This window comes from Anaerococcus vaginimassiliensis (assembly GCF_900626155.1).
Lineage (GTDB): Bacteria > Bacillota > Clostridia > Tissierellales > Peptoniphilaceae > Anaerococcus > Anaerococcus vaginimassiliensis.
In genome coordinates, this window is record NZ_LR130844.1 from 473,998 (window position 1) to 489,634 (window position 15,637).

Annotated in this window: 16 protein-coding genes; 3 read left to right on the top strand and 13 right to left on the bottom strand. The window is 34.2% G+C overall.

Features of this window, described 5'->3' with window-relative positions:
• Positions 1-110 precede the first annotated feature (110 nt).
• From E0D87_RS02570 to E0D87_RS02580, 3 genes are all read right to left on the bottom strand, one after another.
• Positions 111-1,163 (bottom strand): DUF4097 family beta strand repeat-containing protein, encoded by a 1,053-nt coding sequence (locus tag E0D87_RS02570; protein ID WP_004835513.1) that lies wholly within the window; start codon positions 1,161-1,163, stop codon positions 111-113.
• Complete coding sequence (locus tag E0D87_RS02575) at positions 1,156-1,512, bottom strand: DUF2089 domain-containing protein (RefSeq protein ID WP_004835490.1); 357 nt, start codon at positions 1,510-1,512, stop codon at positions 1,156-1,158. The genes E0D87_RS02570 and E0D87_RS02575 overlap by 8 nt, the downstream gene beginning before the upstream one ends.
• A 168-nt stretch (positions 1,513-1,680) precedes the next feature.
• Positions 1,681-2,373, bottom strand: a complete 693-nt coding sequence (locus E0D87_RS02580; RefSeq protein ID WP_004835487.1) for a hypothetical protein — start codon at positions 2,371-2,373, stop codon at positions 1,681-1,683.
• Positions 2,374-2,480: 107 nt separating this feature from the next.
• On the opposite strand from E0D87_RS02580, the gene E0D87_RS02585 reads away from it, so the two are divergent.
• A complete protein-coding gene (locus E0D87_RS02585) occupies positions 2,481-2,831 on the top strand; it encodes an SdpI family protein (protein WP_004835515.1) in 351 nt (116 codons plus the stop codon).
• Between the two features lie 56 nt (positions 2,832-2,887).
• Here the strand turns inward: E0D87_RS02585 and E0D87_RS02590 are convergent, their stop codons facing one another.
• Entirely contained in the window at positions 2,888-3,370 is a 483-nt protein-coding gene (locus E0D87_RS02590) for a PTS sugar transporter subunit IIB (RefSeq protein ID WP_004835494.1), read from the bottom strand.
• Positions 3,370-4,020, bottom strand: a complete 651-nt coding sequence (locus E0D87_RS02595; RefSeq protein WP_004835471.1) for an HAD family hydrolase — start codon at positions 4,018-4,020, stop codon at positions 3,370-3,372. The genes E0D87_RS02590 and E0D87_RS02595 overlap by 1 nt, the downstream gene beginning before the upstream one ends.
• A gap of 114 nt (positions 4,021-4,134) precedes the next feature.
• Between E0D87_RS02595 and E0D87_RS02600 the strand changes: the two genes are divergently transcribed.
• Positions 4,135-5,577 carry a nicotinate phosphoribosyltransferase gene (locus E0D87_RS02600; protein ID WP_130819227.1) on the top strand — a complete coding sequence of 481 codons (1,443 nt, stop codon included), beginning with the start codon at positions 4,135-4,137 and terminating at the stop codon, positions 5,575-5,577.
• A 113-nt stretch (positions 5,578-5,690) separates the two neighbouring features.
• On the opposite strand, the gene E0D87_RS02605 is transcribed toward E0D87_RS02600, so the two are convergent.
• From E0D87_RS02605 to E0D87_RS02620, 4 genes are all read right to left on the bottom strand, one after another.
• Entirely contained in the window at positions 5,691-7,499 is a 1,809-nt protein-coding gene (locus E0D87_RS02605; protein ID WP_004835498.1) for a flavocytochrome c, read from the bottom strand.
• A 71-nt stretch (positions 7,500-7,570) separates the two neighbouring features.
• Positions 7,571-7,951, bottom strand: coding sequence for an FMN-binding protein (locus tag E0D87_RS02610; RefSeq protein WP_004835455.1), 381 nt, complete (start codon positions 7,949-7,951; stop codon positions 7,571-7,573).
• A 79-nt stretch (positions 7,952-8,030) separates the two neighbouring features.
• Positions 8,031-9,398, bottom strand: a complete 1,368-nt coding sequence (gene radA / locus E0D87_RS02615; RefSeq protein ID WP_004835459.1) for a DNA repair protein RadA — start codon at positions 9,396-9,398, stop codon at positions 8,031-8,033.
• Entirely contained in the window at positions 9,398-10,696 is a 1,299-nt protein-coding gene (locus tag E0D87_RS02620) for a glutamate-cysteine ligase family protein (RefSeq protein ID WP_004835518.1), read from the bottom strand. The genes radA and E0D87_RS02620 overlap by 1 nt, the downstream gene beginning before the upstream one ends.
• A 75-nt stretch (positions 10,697-10,771) precedes the next feature.
• Here E0D87_RS02620 and E0D87_RS02625 point away from each other — a divergent pair, with 75 nt between their 5' ends.
• Positions 10,772-11,236: a methylated-DNA--[protein]-cysteine S-methyltransferase gene (locus E0D87_RS02625; protein ID WP_004835476.1), complete on the top strand. Its 465-nt coding sequence runs from the start codon at positions 10,772-10,774 to the stop codon at positions 11,234-11,236.
• Positions 11,237-11,280: 44 nt separating this feature from the next.
• On the opposite strand, the gene E0D87_RS02630 is transcribed toward E0D87_RS02625, so the two are convergent.
• From E0D87_RS02630 to E0D87_RS02645, 4 genes are read right to left on the bottom strand one after another with little or no spacing between them, the layout of a single operon-like run.
• The gene (locus E0D87_RS02630) at positions 11,281-12,366 is read right to left on the bottom strand and encodes an ABC transporter ATP-binding protein (RefSeq protein WP_004835477.1); all 1,086 of its coding nucleotides are present in this window, start codon (positions 12,364-12,366) and stop codon (positions 11,281-11,283) included.
• A 9-nt stretch (positions 12,367-12,375) separates the two neighbouring features.
• Positions 12,376-13,269 carry a sugar ABC transporter permease gene (locus E0D87_RS02635; protein WP_004835463.1) on the bottom strand — a complete coding sequence of 298 codons (894 nt, stop codon included), beginning with the start codon at positions 13,267-13,269 and terminating at the stop codon, positions 12,376-12,378.
• A 1-nt stretch (position 13,270) separates the two neighbouring features.
• A complete protein-coding gene (locus E0D87_RS02640; RefSeq protein WP_130819228.1) occupies positions 13,271-15,298 on the bottom strand; it encodes an ABC transporter permease subunit in 2,028 nt (675 codons plus the stop codon).
• A gap of 3 nt (positions 15,299-15,301) precedes the next feature.
• A complete protein-coding gene (locus tag E0D87_RS02645) occupies positions 15,302-15,619 on the bottom strand; it encodes a hypothetical protein (protein WP_242618428.1) in 318 nt (105 codons plus the stop codon).
• Positions 15,620-15,637: the final 18 nt, after the last annotated feature.

Consider the following 15,637-nt stretch of genomic DNA (forward strand, 5'->3'; position numbering starts at 1 on the left):
TAACTTATATTATAACATGAATTTTCTTAATTACTAGAATTTAAATCTATATAAGTTAAAAACAAGAAAAAACCGTCCATTTTTGTGGACGGTCTAATAATATTTTTTATCTATCTTAAAGAAACCTTGCCGAATCCTGACTTGATGTTGATGTTTAAATCACTATTGTCAACAGCAGTGCTAATCTCATAGCCTTTTGCATCTTGAATCTTGTGGGCAAACTTTTCTGTTATATTTATAGCTTTACTTTCAACATTTGCTCTAATATCTCCACTGAAATCTGTAGTATCTACAACTATGTTGCCATATCCTGATTTAAGTTTGATATCCTCTGTATTTTCAATGTTAAATATTCTAATAGTACCTGCATTTGAACTAGCATCCAAGTTTTTAGAAGCTAAGCCATCAATTCTAATGTTCCCATTTATATTGTAAATTTCAGCTTCTTCACCTTCGATATTATTTAAATAAATAGGACCATTTATGTTATCTATGCTTAGGGCACCTCTTACATTTTTGACATCAATTTTTCCATTGGTGTTTTTTATTCTTGTGTTTGCGCTAAGGTTTATAAGTTGAATCTTGCCGTTTACTGTATCAATTCCAAGGTCAGCAAAGTCTATATCTGATATTTCCACCTTACCGTTTACTTGGTTGATTTGGATTTTATCGTAAAGATCTTTTCCTAGACTTAAGACGATATCTGATGTCGCTTGAACATTGTTGTAAGCATCATTTACAAAAATAGACAATTTATCTTCTTCTATTTCACAATCTATAAAATCATTTAGGTCAGGTTTCTTAGCCCAAACATCTGATTTTACATAAATTCCTTCTTCATCAGACTTTTCAATCTCTATTGTTCCGCTAACGATATCTATGTTTATCTCATTGATATCATCTTCTATCCTAAGGTCTTTGTGAGTATTATATTCACCTTTAACGTTATATTGACCAAAATCCATTGCTTGGTCTATATCAAACCCTTGGATTGTATCTGTAGCTTTTTTGATGATGCTATCTACAGCACCAGTTATTTTTTGGGTCAATTTATCAGTTTTACTTTTATTTTCTGAACAAGCTGAAAGAAGGTCGCTTGCTTCTTCTACGCTAATCTTGCCTTCCTTAAGCATCTTTAAAATAATTTGTTTTTCATCATTCATCTTTTAGCTCCTCTAACAAAGTCTTAGCTTTTTCAGCAGTGATTTCGCCATTATCAAGCATATTTAAAATATCAATCCTGCCTGCTTTCTTGTCGACTGTTCCGCCAAGTTTTCCAACAATTCTATCGATTCTATTTCTAACAGTTGGATAAGATATTCCGATTTCTTCCCCAACATCCTTTATAGATCCTCTTTTTTGTAAAAATAATTCTATAAATTCCTTATCTTCATCATCTAATCTTTGGAACTTATCTATTTCAAACTCACCTGAAACTTCTGTATAACATGAATTGCATCTATATGATGTGATTACCATCTCATCACCGCAATTTGGACATTTATTAATCATAGAACCTCCCCTTTTGATAAAATTATACTATATCTTTCATATTTGTAAATAGTTATTTTAATTATTTAAGTTTTTTATATCAATTTATTTAATATATGGATTATTATATTGACTCTTTTTATTTTTGCAAATTAAAAGTCCACTTTTCGTGTGGACTAATTAATATTTTTAGATAAATTTTCTATCCCAATATGAGTTTACAGTTCTAACTATCCAAATTATGGAGTTTATCATTAGGACAAAGGTCATTATAAGACCAATTATATAAAGCATAAAGGCAAAGGAAGTATTTCCAAATATCCCCTTTTTTAGTAAACCAACTCCAATTATAAAAGCAAAAAACAAAACTAGCCATTTTATACTAGTCTTTAGGTTTTCCTTAAAATCAGGGTAAATCCTTGTTTTGTGTTGGTATTTCTTGTTGAAATTATCTCTTTTTATCTTAGCTTCTTCTCTCTTCTTTCCTTGACTATTAGAAATTAGAGCTGAGTAATAGTGTTTCATATCTTCTGTTGAGTCAGTGTATTTTCTAAGATTTTTAAGCTCATCTTCCGAATAATCTATATTTATAAGCTCATTTGTTATCTTAGATTTTGACTTGTAGGTAATCCTCTCATCTCTAAGTTTTCTAAGGGCATCTGGATTCTTATTTTCCTTTATAAGTTCTTCTGTTTTTATCTCATACCTTCTCATAAGTGAAAAAACTCTAGTAAAAGCAATAATCATTAATAGCATTATAAAAAACTGAGCAATTATGACTACAGTTTCATTTCCACCAAAGAGGCTAACTAGGCTCATCACAAGGGTTGGAATTAGGATTGCAACAAGCATGAAGCTTAATAATTTCACTACCGATTTCATATATTTCTCTCTTTCTATATTTACTTTTAGGATAACACAAATAGGCGAAACTTTAAAGTTAGTTCTTTATCCATATATGAGTATAATACTAGAAAGTGAGGTGAATTATGGGACCTTTGATTGTAGCTGATACCCTACTATTGGTATTTAGTATTTATATAGGAATATTTTTGATTAAATTTTACTCCCCTTATCCGGAAATGCTGGTTGGCTTTCACATATGGGAGGTTTGTTATTCTAAAGAAACTTGGGATTATGGAAATAAGTTAGCTGGAAAGCTTGCTATAGGACTTGGGATAATATTTTTTGCCCTTATCTATCCTATATCCCTTTATTTCGGAACAAATAGAAACTATCTTGCTGGGCTTATTTGCCTCTTAGTTGTCTTATATTTTATTTTTCTATTTGCTATAGTTAAATTTAGACTAAGGAAGAAATTCAATCTAAAAGATAAATAGTTTCTTAACTTATTAAAATATAAAGATCTCCCAATATTAGGGAGATCTTTTCGCTGTTAGTCATTTTCTTTTTTAAACATTGATGTTAGGTCGATCTTTTGAGCATAAGGACTGAGTCTAAGATAAACTTCCGATCCCTTAGTCATAAAATCTTTAAATATCCTTAGGTCATCTTCATCAACCGCAACCTCTTCGGTCAAGGATTTCTTCCCTTCACTCATGTGAATTATCCCAATATTTATTGTAGGTATATCTAATCCTTCAGATGCGATTATTTCTAGATCCCTTGCATTTTCTACTATCAGAAATATATCTTTATCAAGCTTTTTAACAAATTCTCCTACTTCTTTTACAGGTAGATAATGCCTATTAATATTATCAGGAATTGTAAGATCCATGACTTTTTTCCTAAAATCATCACTACTTACCTTATCATTGGCAATTACAACAGTATCTACTCCAAGCTCTTTAGTCCAAACTTTAACGACCTTTCCATGAGACAATCTCGAATCGATTCTTACAAGTTTTATCTCTCCCATTATGCCCTCCTAATATCTTTAATTTCCCTAGGATCATCTATAATGAGGTCAGGATTTCCTTTTTCTAAAATATCCCTAGACCTAAATCCCCAAGAGCAACCCACAGTAAATATGCCGGCGTTTTTCCCGCATTTCATATCAACTTCGCTATCGCCAAAGTAAATTATATCTGAAAAATCTACACCAAACCTTTCCCTTATGATAATTATTCCTTCAGGAGATGGCTTTCTCTCATAGCTTTCCTTATATCCTAGGATATAGTCAAAATAGCCTTCGCCAAAAACTTCTGTTATCACCTTGTTAGAGGTTGAATCTGGTTTGTTGGAAAAGCAAGTTATAATCTCACCTCTTTGTTTTATAATATCCAAGCTCTCCTTTATCCCGTCGTAGGCTTTTAATAAATAGCTTGGATCGTCATCATAACTTTTATTATAAAAATCTAAAATTTCTTTCCTATAAACCGGATCAGAATCTGCCTTTACATAATCTAAAGATTTTTCTATTAGGACAACCGGACCATTTCCCACAAATTCTCTAACTTTTTCTTTAGGTACAGGGTCCAAATCATATTTTTTCATAGTCTTATTTATGTGATAATTAATTGAATCTATTGTGTTTAACAAGGTACCGTCTATATCAAATATATACATATGACCTCCTTACTAGTCTTTCTACTTGTATTCTACCCTATTTGTTAAAAAAATAATAAAAAGCACTTTATTAGGGTATAATAATAGGAAGTATAAAAGAAAAAGAGGAAAATAATGAACGATAAGAGAAACCTAACCATGTTAAGCGACTTCTATGAATTTAGCATGGCTAATGCGTATTTCAACAACGGTATGAAAGATACAGTCGCAGTCTTTGATGCCTATTACAGAAAAAACCCTGATGAGGGTGGATTTTCAATATTTGCTGGTTTACATGACATAATTGAATATGTTAAAAACCTCCATTTTGATGAAGAAGACATAGAATTTTTCAGGAAAAACGCCAATTTTAGCGAAGGATTCTTAGATTATCTAAGAGATTTTAAATTTACTGGAGATATATGGGCCTTTCCTGAAGGATCAGTTATGTTTCCTAATGAGCCAATCATTACAGTAAAAGCTCCAATCATAGAATGTTCCATAGTAGAGACTTATCTGCTTTTATCTATGAACTTCAATTCTCTAGTAGCAACTAAGACAAATAGAATAGTTAGATCTGCTGGCGATAGACTCGTAATGGAATTTGGTGCAAGGCGTGCCCAAGGAGCAGACGCCTCTATAAATGGTGCAAGGGCAGCCTATATCGGTGGTGCTCCAATTACAAGTAACACTTACTCAGCACAAAAATATAATTTTAAGGCAAGCGGAACTATGGCTCACTCATGGATTCAAGCTTTCCCAAGTGAATATGAGGCCTTTAAAACATATGCCAAATCCTACCCAGACAATTGTATTTTGTTAATAGATACCTACGATACTCTAAGATCAGGTCTTCCAAATGCGATGAGAGTATTTGAAGAAGAACTTAAACCAAAGGGCCTATCAGGTGGAGTAAGGATTGATTCAGGCGATTTGGCCTATCTATCAAAAGAAATAAGAAAAATCCTTGATGAAAATGGCTTTACTGATGCAAAAATAGTCGCAAGTAACTCCCTAGACGAATTTACAATAGAATCTCTCCTATCCCAAGGAGCAAAGATTGATTCTTTCGGTATTGGAGAAAGGCTAATCACAGCTAAATCAGATCCAGTTTTTGGTGGAGTGTATAAGCTAGTTGGAATCGAAAATAACGGAAAAATCGAAGCTAAAATCAAAGTTTCAGAAAATGTAGAAAAGATTACAACTCCAGGAGAAAAAAGAGTCTATAGACTATATGACCTAAAAACGGGCAAGGCAGAAGCAGATTATATAGCTTTGGAAAACGAAAAAATAGATAGCTCTGAGCCACTTGTAATATTTGATCCACTCTTTACTTGGAAGATGAAGAGAATGGAAAACTACAAGGCAAGACCTATGAAAGAGCAAATCTTTAAAGATGGAAAATATGTATACGAAAACCCAAGTCTTGAAGAGATAGCAAACTACTCTAAAAAAGAAGTTGATAGTCTTTGGGAAGAGGTTAAAAGATTCGACCAACCTCACAACTACTATGTAGATCTATCCCAAGAGTTGTGGAACTTAAAACAAAATTTGATACTGGAAGCAAAAGGAAGATAGGAAAAAGGCAAGTTCAAGCTTGCCTTTTTTACATACCTAAAAATGTAATATACTCATTTTATATCAATAAAAATTTACCAAAAAAGGACAGGCCTTTATCCTGTCCTTAAATTTTATTTTTCTGAAATATATTCTTCTGCTGATTTTGCGGCGTTTCTACCGAATACCACTGTATCTGTCACAGCATTTCCACCTAGTCTATTTCCTCCGTGGATACCTCCTGTAACTTCTCCAGCTGCATATAGACCTGGGATTACATTTTCATCTTTTGAGATCACTTCAGAGTTTGTATTTACCTTAACTCCTCCCATGGTGTGGTGGATTCCTGGAGCTATTTTTACTACATAGTAAGGTGCCTTGGAAAGATCTGATTTAGACTTATCCATTCCCTTTCTACCAAAGTCTGGATCTTCGTTATTGGCACAGATTTCCTTCCACTTTTCTATAGAGTTTTTAACAGTTTCTTCGTCTGCTTCCATTATTTCAGCAAGTTTTTTAACGTCATCTGCCTTTTCTAATAGACCTTTGTCAAAATATTTTTTGATTGTAGCTGATTCATCCATCATCTTTTGGTCAACTACAAGATAAGCTGCCTTTCCTTCTTGGTCTAGGATTGTTTTTGATACGAAATCTCTTGTTTGAAGTTCATCAACAAATCTTTCACCCTTTTGATTTAAAAGAATTGCTCCTTCTCCTCTAAGCCCTTCAGAGATTAGAGATCCGTCTTTTTGAACAACTGTTGGATGGATTTGAATTTGATCCATATCAATAAAGTCTGCTCCAGCTTTTTCAAGGAAGTCTACAGCATCTCCTGTTATTGATTTAGCATTTGTTGAAACATAACCTTCAAGCTCTGGTTTGTATTTTACAACCATATCCATGTTTGAACCAAAACCACCGCTTGCTACAATAACTGCATCAGCATTTACTGTAAGGTCACCTTTTTTTGTCTCGCAAACTACACCCTTAGCTACTCCATCTTCCATAATTATTTCGTTTACTCTTGCATCGTAGATGAAGTTTACTCCAAGTTCTTTGGCTTTTTTAGTAAGTTTATCTACTAAGTAAGAACCAACTGGAATTGATTTTCCTTCTTCATTTACTGGAGCGTGAGTTCTCATCTCTGTTTGTCCACCAGAAAATTTAAGTTGAGTTAATGGAGCACCGAGTTCTTCTAGCCAGTCGATAGCATCTGATGATGATTCTACCATTTTTCTAACTAGGTCAGGGTTGTTAATATCATGGCCACCCTTCATTGTATCTTCGAAAAATAGGTCGTTAGTGTCAGCTATTCCTTCTTTTTCTTGAAGCTTTGTCTCTGATGCATTCATTCCACCTGAAGCAAGGGAAGAGTTACCACCAGTTATGCTTGCTTTTTCTACAACTGTTACTTCTTTTCCGTCTTGGGCAAGTTGGATAGCAGCAGATAAACCAGCTCCGCCAGCACCGACTACGACTACTTCTGTATCTACAGGTGTTTTAAAGTCATCTTCTACATCTTTTGCCTCTAGATTTTCAGCATCAACTCCTGCTGTAAGTAGAGCTTCATTTACAGCTGACAAAAATGCTGCTGATGATATTGTAGCTCCTGTAGCTCTATCAACATCTGTAGAATTTCTCGCTATGACTTCGTCTTTTACCCTCTCGATTCCTTGTGAACCAACGGATACAGTTTCATTTTCTTCTGTTTCTATGTCTGTAATCACTCCCTTATCAAGGGTTACTTTTACATTTATGTCTCCACCGTATCCTGTTGCTTTTCCTTCATATGTACCTGAAACTTCACTAGCATCCTTAGCCTTAGATGGTTGTTCTGTCTTAGCCTCTTCTTTTGTTTCTTCTTTTGTGTCTGTTGGATTTGATCCACAAGAAGTAAGAGCAAGAGCTAGGGCTAGACCAGCGAATAAATTTTTAGCTTTCATATTTCCTCCTTTATATCAAAGCTTTTAAAAAAGCTCCAAAGGAATCTCCTCTGGAGCTTTAATAAATTATATTATTTTGCAGCTTTAATAGCTTCGTCAACAGCTGTCTTAAGAGCTTCACTTGTTACAGTTGCTCCTGAAACATTGTCAACACCTTCTGTTCCATTGTTCTTTTTGATATCTTCAACTAATGTTGGAACAGCATCAGCGCCTACGCCTTCTGTTTCTGTGTGGTCAACTTGGATATCTTTGATTGTTTCACCATCCATAGTTACTTTAACTTTGATATCTCCATTGTAACCTGCTGCTGTAGCTTCACCGACTTTTTCGCCAGTTTCTGCTGTTTCAGTTTTAGCTGTATCTGTGTCTGTTGTTGTATCAGCTTTGTTTCCACAAGCTGTTAAAGCAAGTGCAAGTAATGCAACTGCTGCATATGATTTTATATTTTTCATATATTATCTCCTTTATATTAGTAGTGTCAGATAATTATACTACATACGTTTTCTATTTTCAAACTGGTATCTTTTAGCTTCAATTCAATACATCTTTTATAACTTGGCTGATATTTGCGTATTGAATAACTTCTAAATCTTTAAAGTCTTTATCATCAACTGAGTTTCTCGCTACAAAAGCTTTCTTGTAACCGAGTCTTTCGATTTCTTTTAGTCTTTGTTTGATTTGAGGGACTTTCTTAAGCTCTCCTGTCAGACCAACTTCTGCTATAAATACATACTTATCAGAAACTGGTTTTTTCATTAGGGAAGATGCAATTGATATCATTATAGCAAGGTTGACTGAAGGTTCGCTTAGCTTAAGCCCACCTGTTGTCTTTATTATAACATTGTAGTCGAAAAGATTAAGACCTGCTCTTTCTTGTAGGATTGATATTAGCGTATTTAGGTCATCTCTTCTTAGGCTATCTCCTATCCTCTGTGGATAGGGCATAAATGATTTAGATACCAAAGATTCAATCTCGACTTCTAATAGTCTAGAACCTTCTTTAGTTACAGAAATAGCTGATCCTTCGATTTCTTCACTTCTTTCTGTAATAAAATACTGGCTAGGATTACTAATTTCATTTAGACCATCTTCATCCATGGAAAATAGTCCGATTTCTCCTGTTCTACCAAACCTATTTTTGCTTGATGTTAAAACTCTTAGGTCCTCTTCGCTTTCTCCATCTAAGATTAAAACCGTATCTACCAAGTGCTCCAAGGTCCTAAGTCCTGCCATCTCTCCCTTTTTGGTCATGTGGCCAATCATTATCACAGCTCTTTTTCTATTAAAATCTTTGGCTATTTCTACCGCTTTGTTACTTACTTCTATTGTTTGAGTAGGACTTCCTGCCTTGCTATCAAACTCAGCTAGGCTAAAGGTTTGGATGGAATCTAAAAAGACAATATCCGCATCTATTTTTTTGATTTCCTTTATTGCAAGGTCCATGGAGTTTGTAGAAAGTATCCAGACATTTTCAGGCAAAGAATCATTCATAATCCTATCTGCCCTCGATTTTATCTGACTTTCACTCTCTTCTCCAGATATATAAATCACCTTTAGTCCCAAATCAGCATATGATTTTGATAGTTGCAAAAGAAGAGTAGACTTTCCTGCTCCAGGTCTTGCAGTAAGTATCGAAACAGAATCTCTTACTAGTCCACCGCCGACTGCTCTATCAAACTCAGCATAAGATGATTTTATCCTCTCAGAGGCATCAAGGCTTATGGATTTTAGTTTTTTAGATGTTTTATCTTCTACCACAATAGATTTACTAGCAGATGTTTTTTCAACTACTACTTCGTGCATAGTCCCCCATTTTTTGCACTGAGGACATTGGCCCGCCCACACTCCTTGGGTGTGACCACATTCTACACATTCGTAGGCTTTTTTGACTTTCGCCATTACATTCTCCTTAGAGATGAGTCAGCGGAAAATTCTCTTATTGCTTTCTTAGGATCTTCTTTATAGAGATTTTCATAGATATCTCTAGGACTTTTTCCTTCTTTTAGTATTTCTTCTAGTGGATCTAGGAAGTGTGCTTCGTTATCTAGTGATTTTTTCGCCATAGCTACAAAATCCAATCCCCATTTATAGACTTCTTTATCTTCGTATTTTGCCAAAAGACCGTATCTTTCTGCCCTACTTTTTAGGTTGGTAAACTTCCAAAAGTCCATATCAGAAAAAGTCTCATACATTTTATTTAAGTTCTCTTCATCATAGAAGATTCCCTTAATCAAGGCCAAACAGGCAAAGTTATATGGATAAGGAACTTCATCTGGCATCCTTATTTCTATATATTTCTTTGCTCTAACATCTGGAAATACTATTGATAGGGCGTGAAAAATCATCTCATCGCTACTATCTTGATCCATTATCTCTGAAAATTTTACGCTACCCTTGTACTTATCCTCGCCGTCTTCATGGACAAATATAATATCTGTATCTAAAATCTTTGCCGCATATTTTTCGTAAGATAGGTCCTTGTCAAAGGCAAATTCATAAGTTCCTGTCCTTGTCCTATCGCAATTATCCCATATCATCTGACGGAGATTTCTCTTCTTGTAGACTTCTCCCTCAAAAATATAGGCATTATCAAACATAGAATATAAAAATGGACCCATGGCACTAGCTACAAGATATTTCTTCTTAAAATCTTCTTCGCTAGAATAATCTATGGCAGCTTGAAGACTTGCTGTTCCTTTCATCATATTGTGAGCGTAGGCTGCTCCATTTACCCTAAAATACTCGTACATGTAGTCATATCTTTTCTTAGGGATTATTTTAATATCGTCAATTTTAGTCCTTGGATGATATCCTGTCATAGCTAAAACTTGACCCTTTTTTTCAAAGACTGGGACAATTTCGCCCATAGCTACTTTATAATCCTCGTACAAGTCATTTATATTTTTCCTTGACGCTAGGGCAAGCTCAAACTGACTTGCTGGTTCTACTGATATATCAAACCTGTCCTTGCTAAGTCCTAGGATATTACCATCTTCTAAATGCTTGTCATAACCTAGTTTTGAGATTTCTTCCATGGATTCTGCTATTCCGTTTTCTCCATAATAAGAAACTGTATTTAAAGTATTTTCATCTACAACAAAATGTTCAGATTCAAAACCTATAGCAAAATCTTCTGAGTCTTTCTCTCCGCTTTTTATATAATTAATTATTTTTTGTATTTTTTCTTTGTATTCCATAATTTTCCTCTTCTTTACTTCTGCCTACACTATACGCCTTATGGAATATTTCTACCAAGCCTATATAATACCTGTATGAAATACGCATATTACAACACTAAAATAGGAACAATCGAAATAACATATTTAGATAAAATTCGTTCAATAAAGTTAGTGGATAATAAAATACAAAATGATACAAAAAGTGAGATGACAGATTCAGTTTATAAGGAGATTTGCGAATATCTTGAAGGTTCTAGGAGGGAATTTTCAGTGTATGATTTACTAGAAATAAAGGGAAGCAACTTCAAACAATCTGTGATTAAAGCACTAAGAGATGTCCCTTACGGCAAAACTGCAAGTTATAAAGATATCGCCGCAAAAATAAACAATCCTAAAGCCCTTAGAGCAGTAGGAACTGCTATTGGGAAAAATCCTTTCTTAATAATCTATCCCTGCCATAGGATAATAAAAAACGATGGAAGGATTGGATATTTCGCCTATGGAACGACCATCAAAAGATTTTTACTAGATATAGAAGAAGCTGAGTATAAAAATTGACATAGAAAAACCCTGCATCATGCAGGGTCTTAACTTTGTAAAAATTAATTAATTCTTTCTGTTGTTTCACCATCAAAGAAGTGAAGCGCTTCTGGATCTAGGGTAAAGTTGTGATCTTCTCCTACTGCATATTCAAAATATCCAGGTTGGCTTACAGTAAGTTGTGTGCCATCTTTAAGTCTTGTATATAAAAGTTGTTCCTTACCTAAAGATTCTATTACTTCGATGTTGGCATTTACACAGTTGTAGTCTCTTTTTTCTGCAATAAATCTTTCTGACCTAATTCCTAGGTGGACTACTTTTCCTTCGTAGGCCTTTATTTTTTCAAGGTCTTTGTCAGCTGGTCTAACCCTAACTTCTCCTGAATCATTTACAAAAAGACCATTTTCGATTTTTCCTTTGATGATATTCATAGTAGGTGATCCGATAAATCCTGCCACAAAGAGGTTGTTTGGTCTTTGGTAGAATTCATTTGGAGGACCTACTTGTTGGATGACTCCCTTATCCAAAAGAACAATCTTGGTTGCCATAGTCATAGCCTCTGTCTGGTCGTGAGTTACATAAATACTTGTTGTATCAAGTTGGTTGTGGATTCTTACAATCTCAACTCTCATGTGCTCACGAAGCTTGGCGTCAAGGTTACTTAAAGGCTCATCCATAAGGAAAACTTCTGGGTTTCTTGCAATAGCACGACCCAAGGCAACCCTTTGTCTTTGTCCACCAGAAATATCTGATGGTCTAGAGTAAAGGTAATCTTCTAGCTGAAGAATCTTTGCTACATCTTGGATTCTTTGGTCTATTACTTCTTTTCTTTCCTTTTTCATATTCAAGGAAAATGCCATATTATCATAAACTGTCATATGTGGATATAAGGCGTATGATTGGAAAACCATAGCTATATCCCTATCTTTTGGCTCAACTGTGTTCATGATTTTGTCATTAAACTTCAAAGTTCCTTCTGTAATTGAGTTAAGTCCTGCAATCATTCTAAGAAGAGTTGACTTACCGCAACCAGATGGGCCAAGTATTACACAAAAATCATTATCGTCTATATCGAGGTTTATATGTCTTATGGTGAAATTTTCACGTCCCTCGTATTTTTTACCTACATTATCTAATGTTACTCTCATTATTAACTCCTATCCCTTAACTGCACCTGATGAAAGGCCACTTACTAACTCATCTTGTAATACTAGGAAAAGTAGCATTACAGGAACTGCTGATAAAAATCCTCCCGCAGCGAAAGCAGGCTGATTCATATTCCTAACATCTGAAATAAGGGTAAATAGTCCTGTCGCCAATGTATATTCAGATGGATTTGTTAAAAGTATTTTTGGCATCATATAGTCTAAAAATGGTCCAATAAAACATTGGAGGGCAATTATAGCTAGCATCGGACGAGCTAAAGGCATTATTATTATCCTATAAACTTGAAGGTTAGAACAACCATCGATCTTTGCTGCCTCATCTAATTCTGGTGAAATACTATCAAGATATCCTTTCAAAATAAAGGTGTTAGTTGCTATAGCTCCACCAGAATAAATTAAGATAAGCATAGCTGACCTTGAAAATACAGGAATTATTCCAGAAACTATGGAATGAATTGCATAGTAAGCTGTAATTCCAGCAAAGGCAGGGATAATTTGAACTAGCATTATAGTAATAAGACTTGCTCTTTTACCCTTAAACCTAAATCTTGAATAAGCATAACCTGTAAAGGATACAAAGATTAGCGTTAATATTGTAGTTGCCGCTGCAATTTTTAATGTATTTAGAACCCATCTTAGAAATTGTGTTTTCTCAAATAGATACTTAAAATTATCTAGGGAGAACACAAAATCTCCTGACATAGATATATACTGACCTTGGTTGCCATTAAATGATGAAATAACCATTATAGCAAGAGGAACAAGGATAAAAGCTGCCCATACAAGTAATATTATATATGTTATAGCTAAAAGTGTTTTTCCTCCAGCAGATAAGGGTTGAAGGTCTGATAGGTATAAGTCTTTATTTTTCTTTTTCTTAAACATATTAGTACTCCTTAAACGCTGAAGAGTTTTTATATCCAAAGTAAGATATGATAATCAAAATTATAGATATAAATACTGTAACGGCTGCACCTATGGCTTGGTATTGGCTCTCCATAGTTAGCTTGTAGATGTATGATATAAGGATATCAGAACTACCTGCAAGGTTACCATAAACTTGTGGGTTAAATGGCCCACCTTGGTTGTAGAGGTAAATTATGGAGAAGTTGTTAAAGTTAAAGGTGTATTGGTTAATTAGCATTGGTGCTATTTGAAAGAGTACAAGTGGAATTGTAATCTTTAGAGTCCTTTGGAAACCTGTCGCTCCATCAATACTTGCCGCCTCATATAAATCTTTTGGAATAGCTTGGAGTACTCCTGTAGTAAGTAAGAATATATAAGAATGGCCCAGCCAACCTTGAAGTAAGATTAACATAGCTCTCGTTTGGAAGGTATTGTTTTTTATATCCAAATTTACATTAAACAAAGAGTTTAGAGCCTCTGGTATGATTCCACCACGACTTGTCATTATTGAAAAGAACATAATCGTAATAAAGGCAGGGATTGCCCATGGCAATAGATAAACAGTTCTAAAGAACTTTTTGCCTCTAACTCTCTCGTTATTTACTAGAAGCGCAAAGACAAATCCTAATACTATGGCAAGAGTTGAAGCAAGGAGTGTCCAAACAACAGTCCAGCCAAATATATGCCAGAAGGCTTGTCCAGCAATTCCTTGACCCTTAGCAATTGTTATATAGTTGTTTAGCCCAATCCATGTAAACTTGTTCTGGTTTTGAGGATCCATATTTGTAAATGAAATCATAATAGCAGTTACAATTGGAACTATAACTATAAAGATTATAACTAAAAGGGCAGGTGCCGTTATCAAGAATGGGAAGCCATCTGTCCTTAGCATCTTCTTAGTTTCAAAGAAATTGTTAGGTCTAATGCCTGCCATTTCTTTTTTCTCTACCTTTCTAACATCTTTGAAAGAAAATATATAAATCAAAGCTGCTAGAAATACAAAAACTAAGGAAATTATTCCTTCTATCATAAATAGGATTGACCTATCTAATCTTTTCCCACCTTGGGCAAGACTTATAAGGCCCGCTACACCTTCTCCTTGATAGTTACCAAAACCTAGAGCATAAGGAATGGCAATGAAATAGATAAAAAGTGATCCTAGTAGAAACATAAGTCCCTTTTGCCATTGGCCATTTAAAATTTGACCTAGACCTGGAAGAGGAGCTGTTAAAATAGACCTGTAGGCAGAAGTTTTTTCAACTTCTACTGGTGTTCTTCTTCTAGCCTCTGCCTTATCTGCTTCTAGGATTTTTATCTCTTTCTTGTAGTCTTTATCGATCTTATATTTTAGTGATTCGATTTCTTCTTTGAGTGAAACCTCTGGGTTTCTGTAATCAAGTCTTTTGTTTTGGTCTTTGAACTTTTGTTTTATCTGTTCTTTTTCAGATTTGAAAGCTTTTTTAGAAATATGACCTTCACTATAGGCTTTCTTTAGAGATTTATTATCAGCATCAAACTTTTCTGAAAGAACTTTTCTATCTTCTTCTATTAGCTTTTTGCTTTCTTCTACTTCCTCACTAGTTAGTTTTTCTAGTCTATTACTCGCTCTTTCGAGGTTACTTTTGATAAAAAGGTCATTTTCTATAATTTTTGGAATCTGTTCGTATTCGAGTTTGCACAACTTATAATCAAGCTCGCTATCATAAGAAAGATCCTTGTTTTCTTCATAGAAGCCTAGCATTGCATTTGCCATGAACTTCCTATAGTATAAATCTCTTAGATATTTTTGATCTAAGGAATAATTAGGGTCTTTCTTTGCCATAGCATCTGCTTTTTCTAGAAGGTCTTTCTTTTGTTTTTTGTAAGATTCAATTTGTTGATTATAAGGATGGTTTTTGGCATCAATTTTCTTGCCAGTTTCATCTGCCTTGATAGAATCTATAATATATTGGTTTTTTCTAGGTCTTTTTTCGCCAATATCATCTATCAGGTACTTTTCATATGTCATAGCCTACATCCTTTCTTCCCTTCCTATAATAAATAATAAAATAACGTTTAAAACTATCACCAAATAATAAAATATAGATCCAGTTCTAAACTGCAAAATAAGGTTTATAATTTCAATCAAGGTCATTCCACCAAAGAATACCTTGTAGGAAAAATTGATTCCATATTTTTTAACTGTGAAAAATGTATAAAGGGAAATAACCACAGGGCTCAATGCTCTAATAAATAAACTAAAAATAACTGAATTAATATAATCATTAAAGCTTAGCCCTGGATTTTTTTCTAAAGCCCTCCTGTATATTTCGTAATCTTTTGCCATCATCATTGCTTCTATAGATAA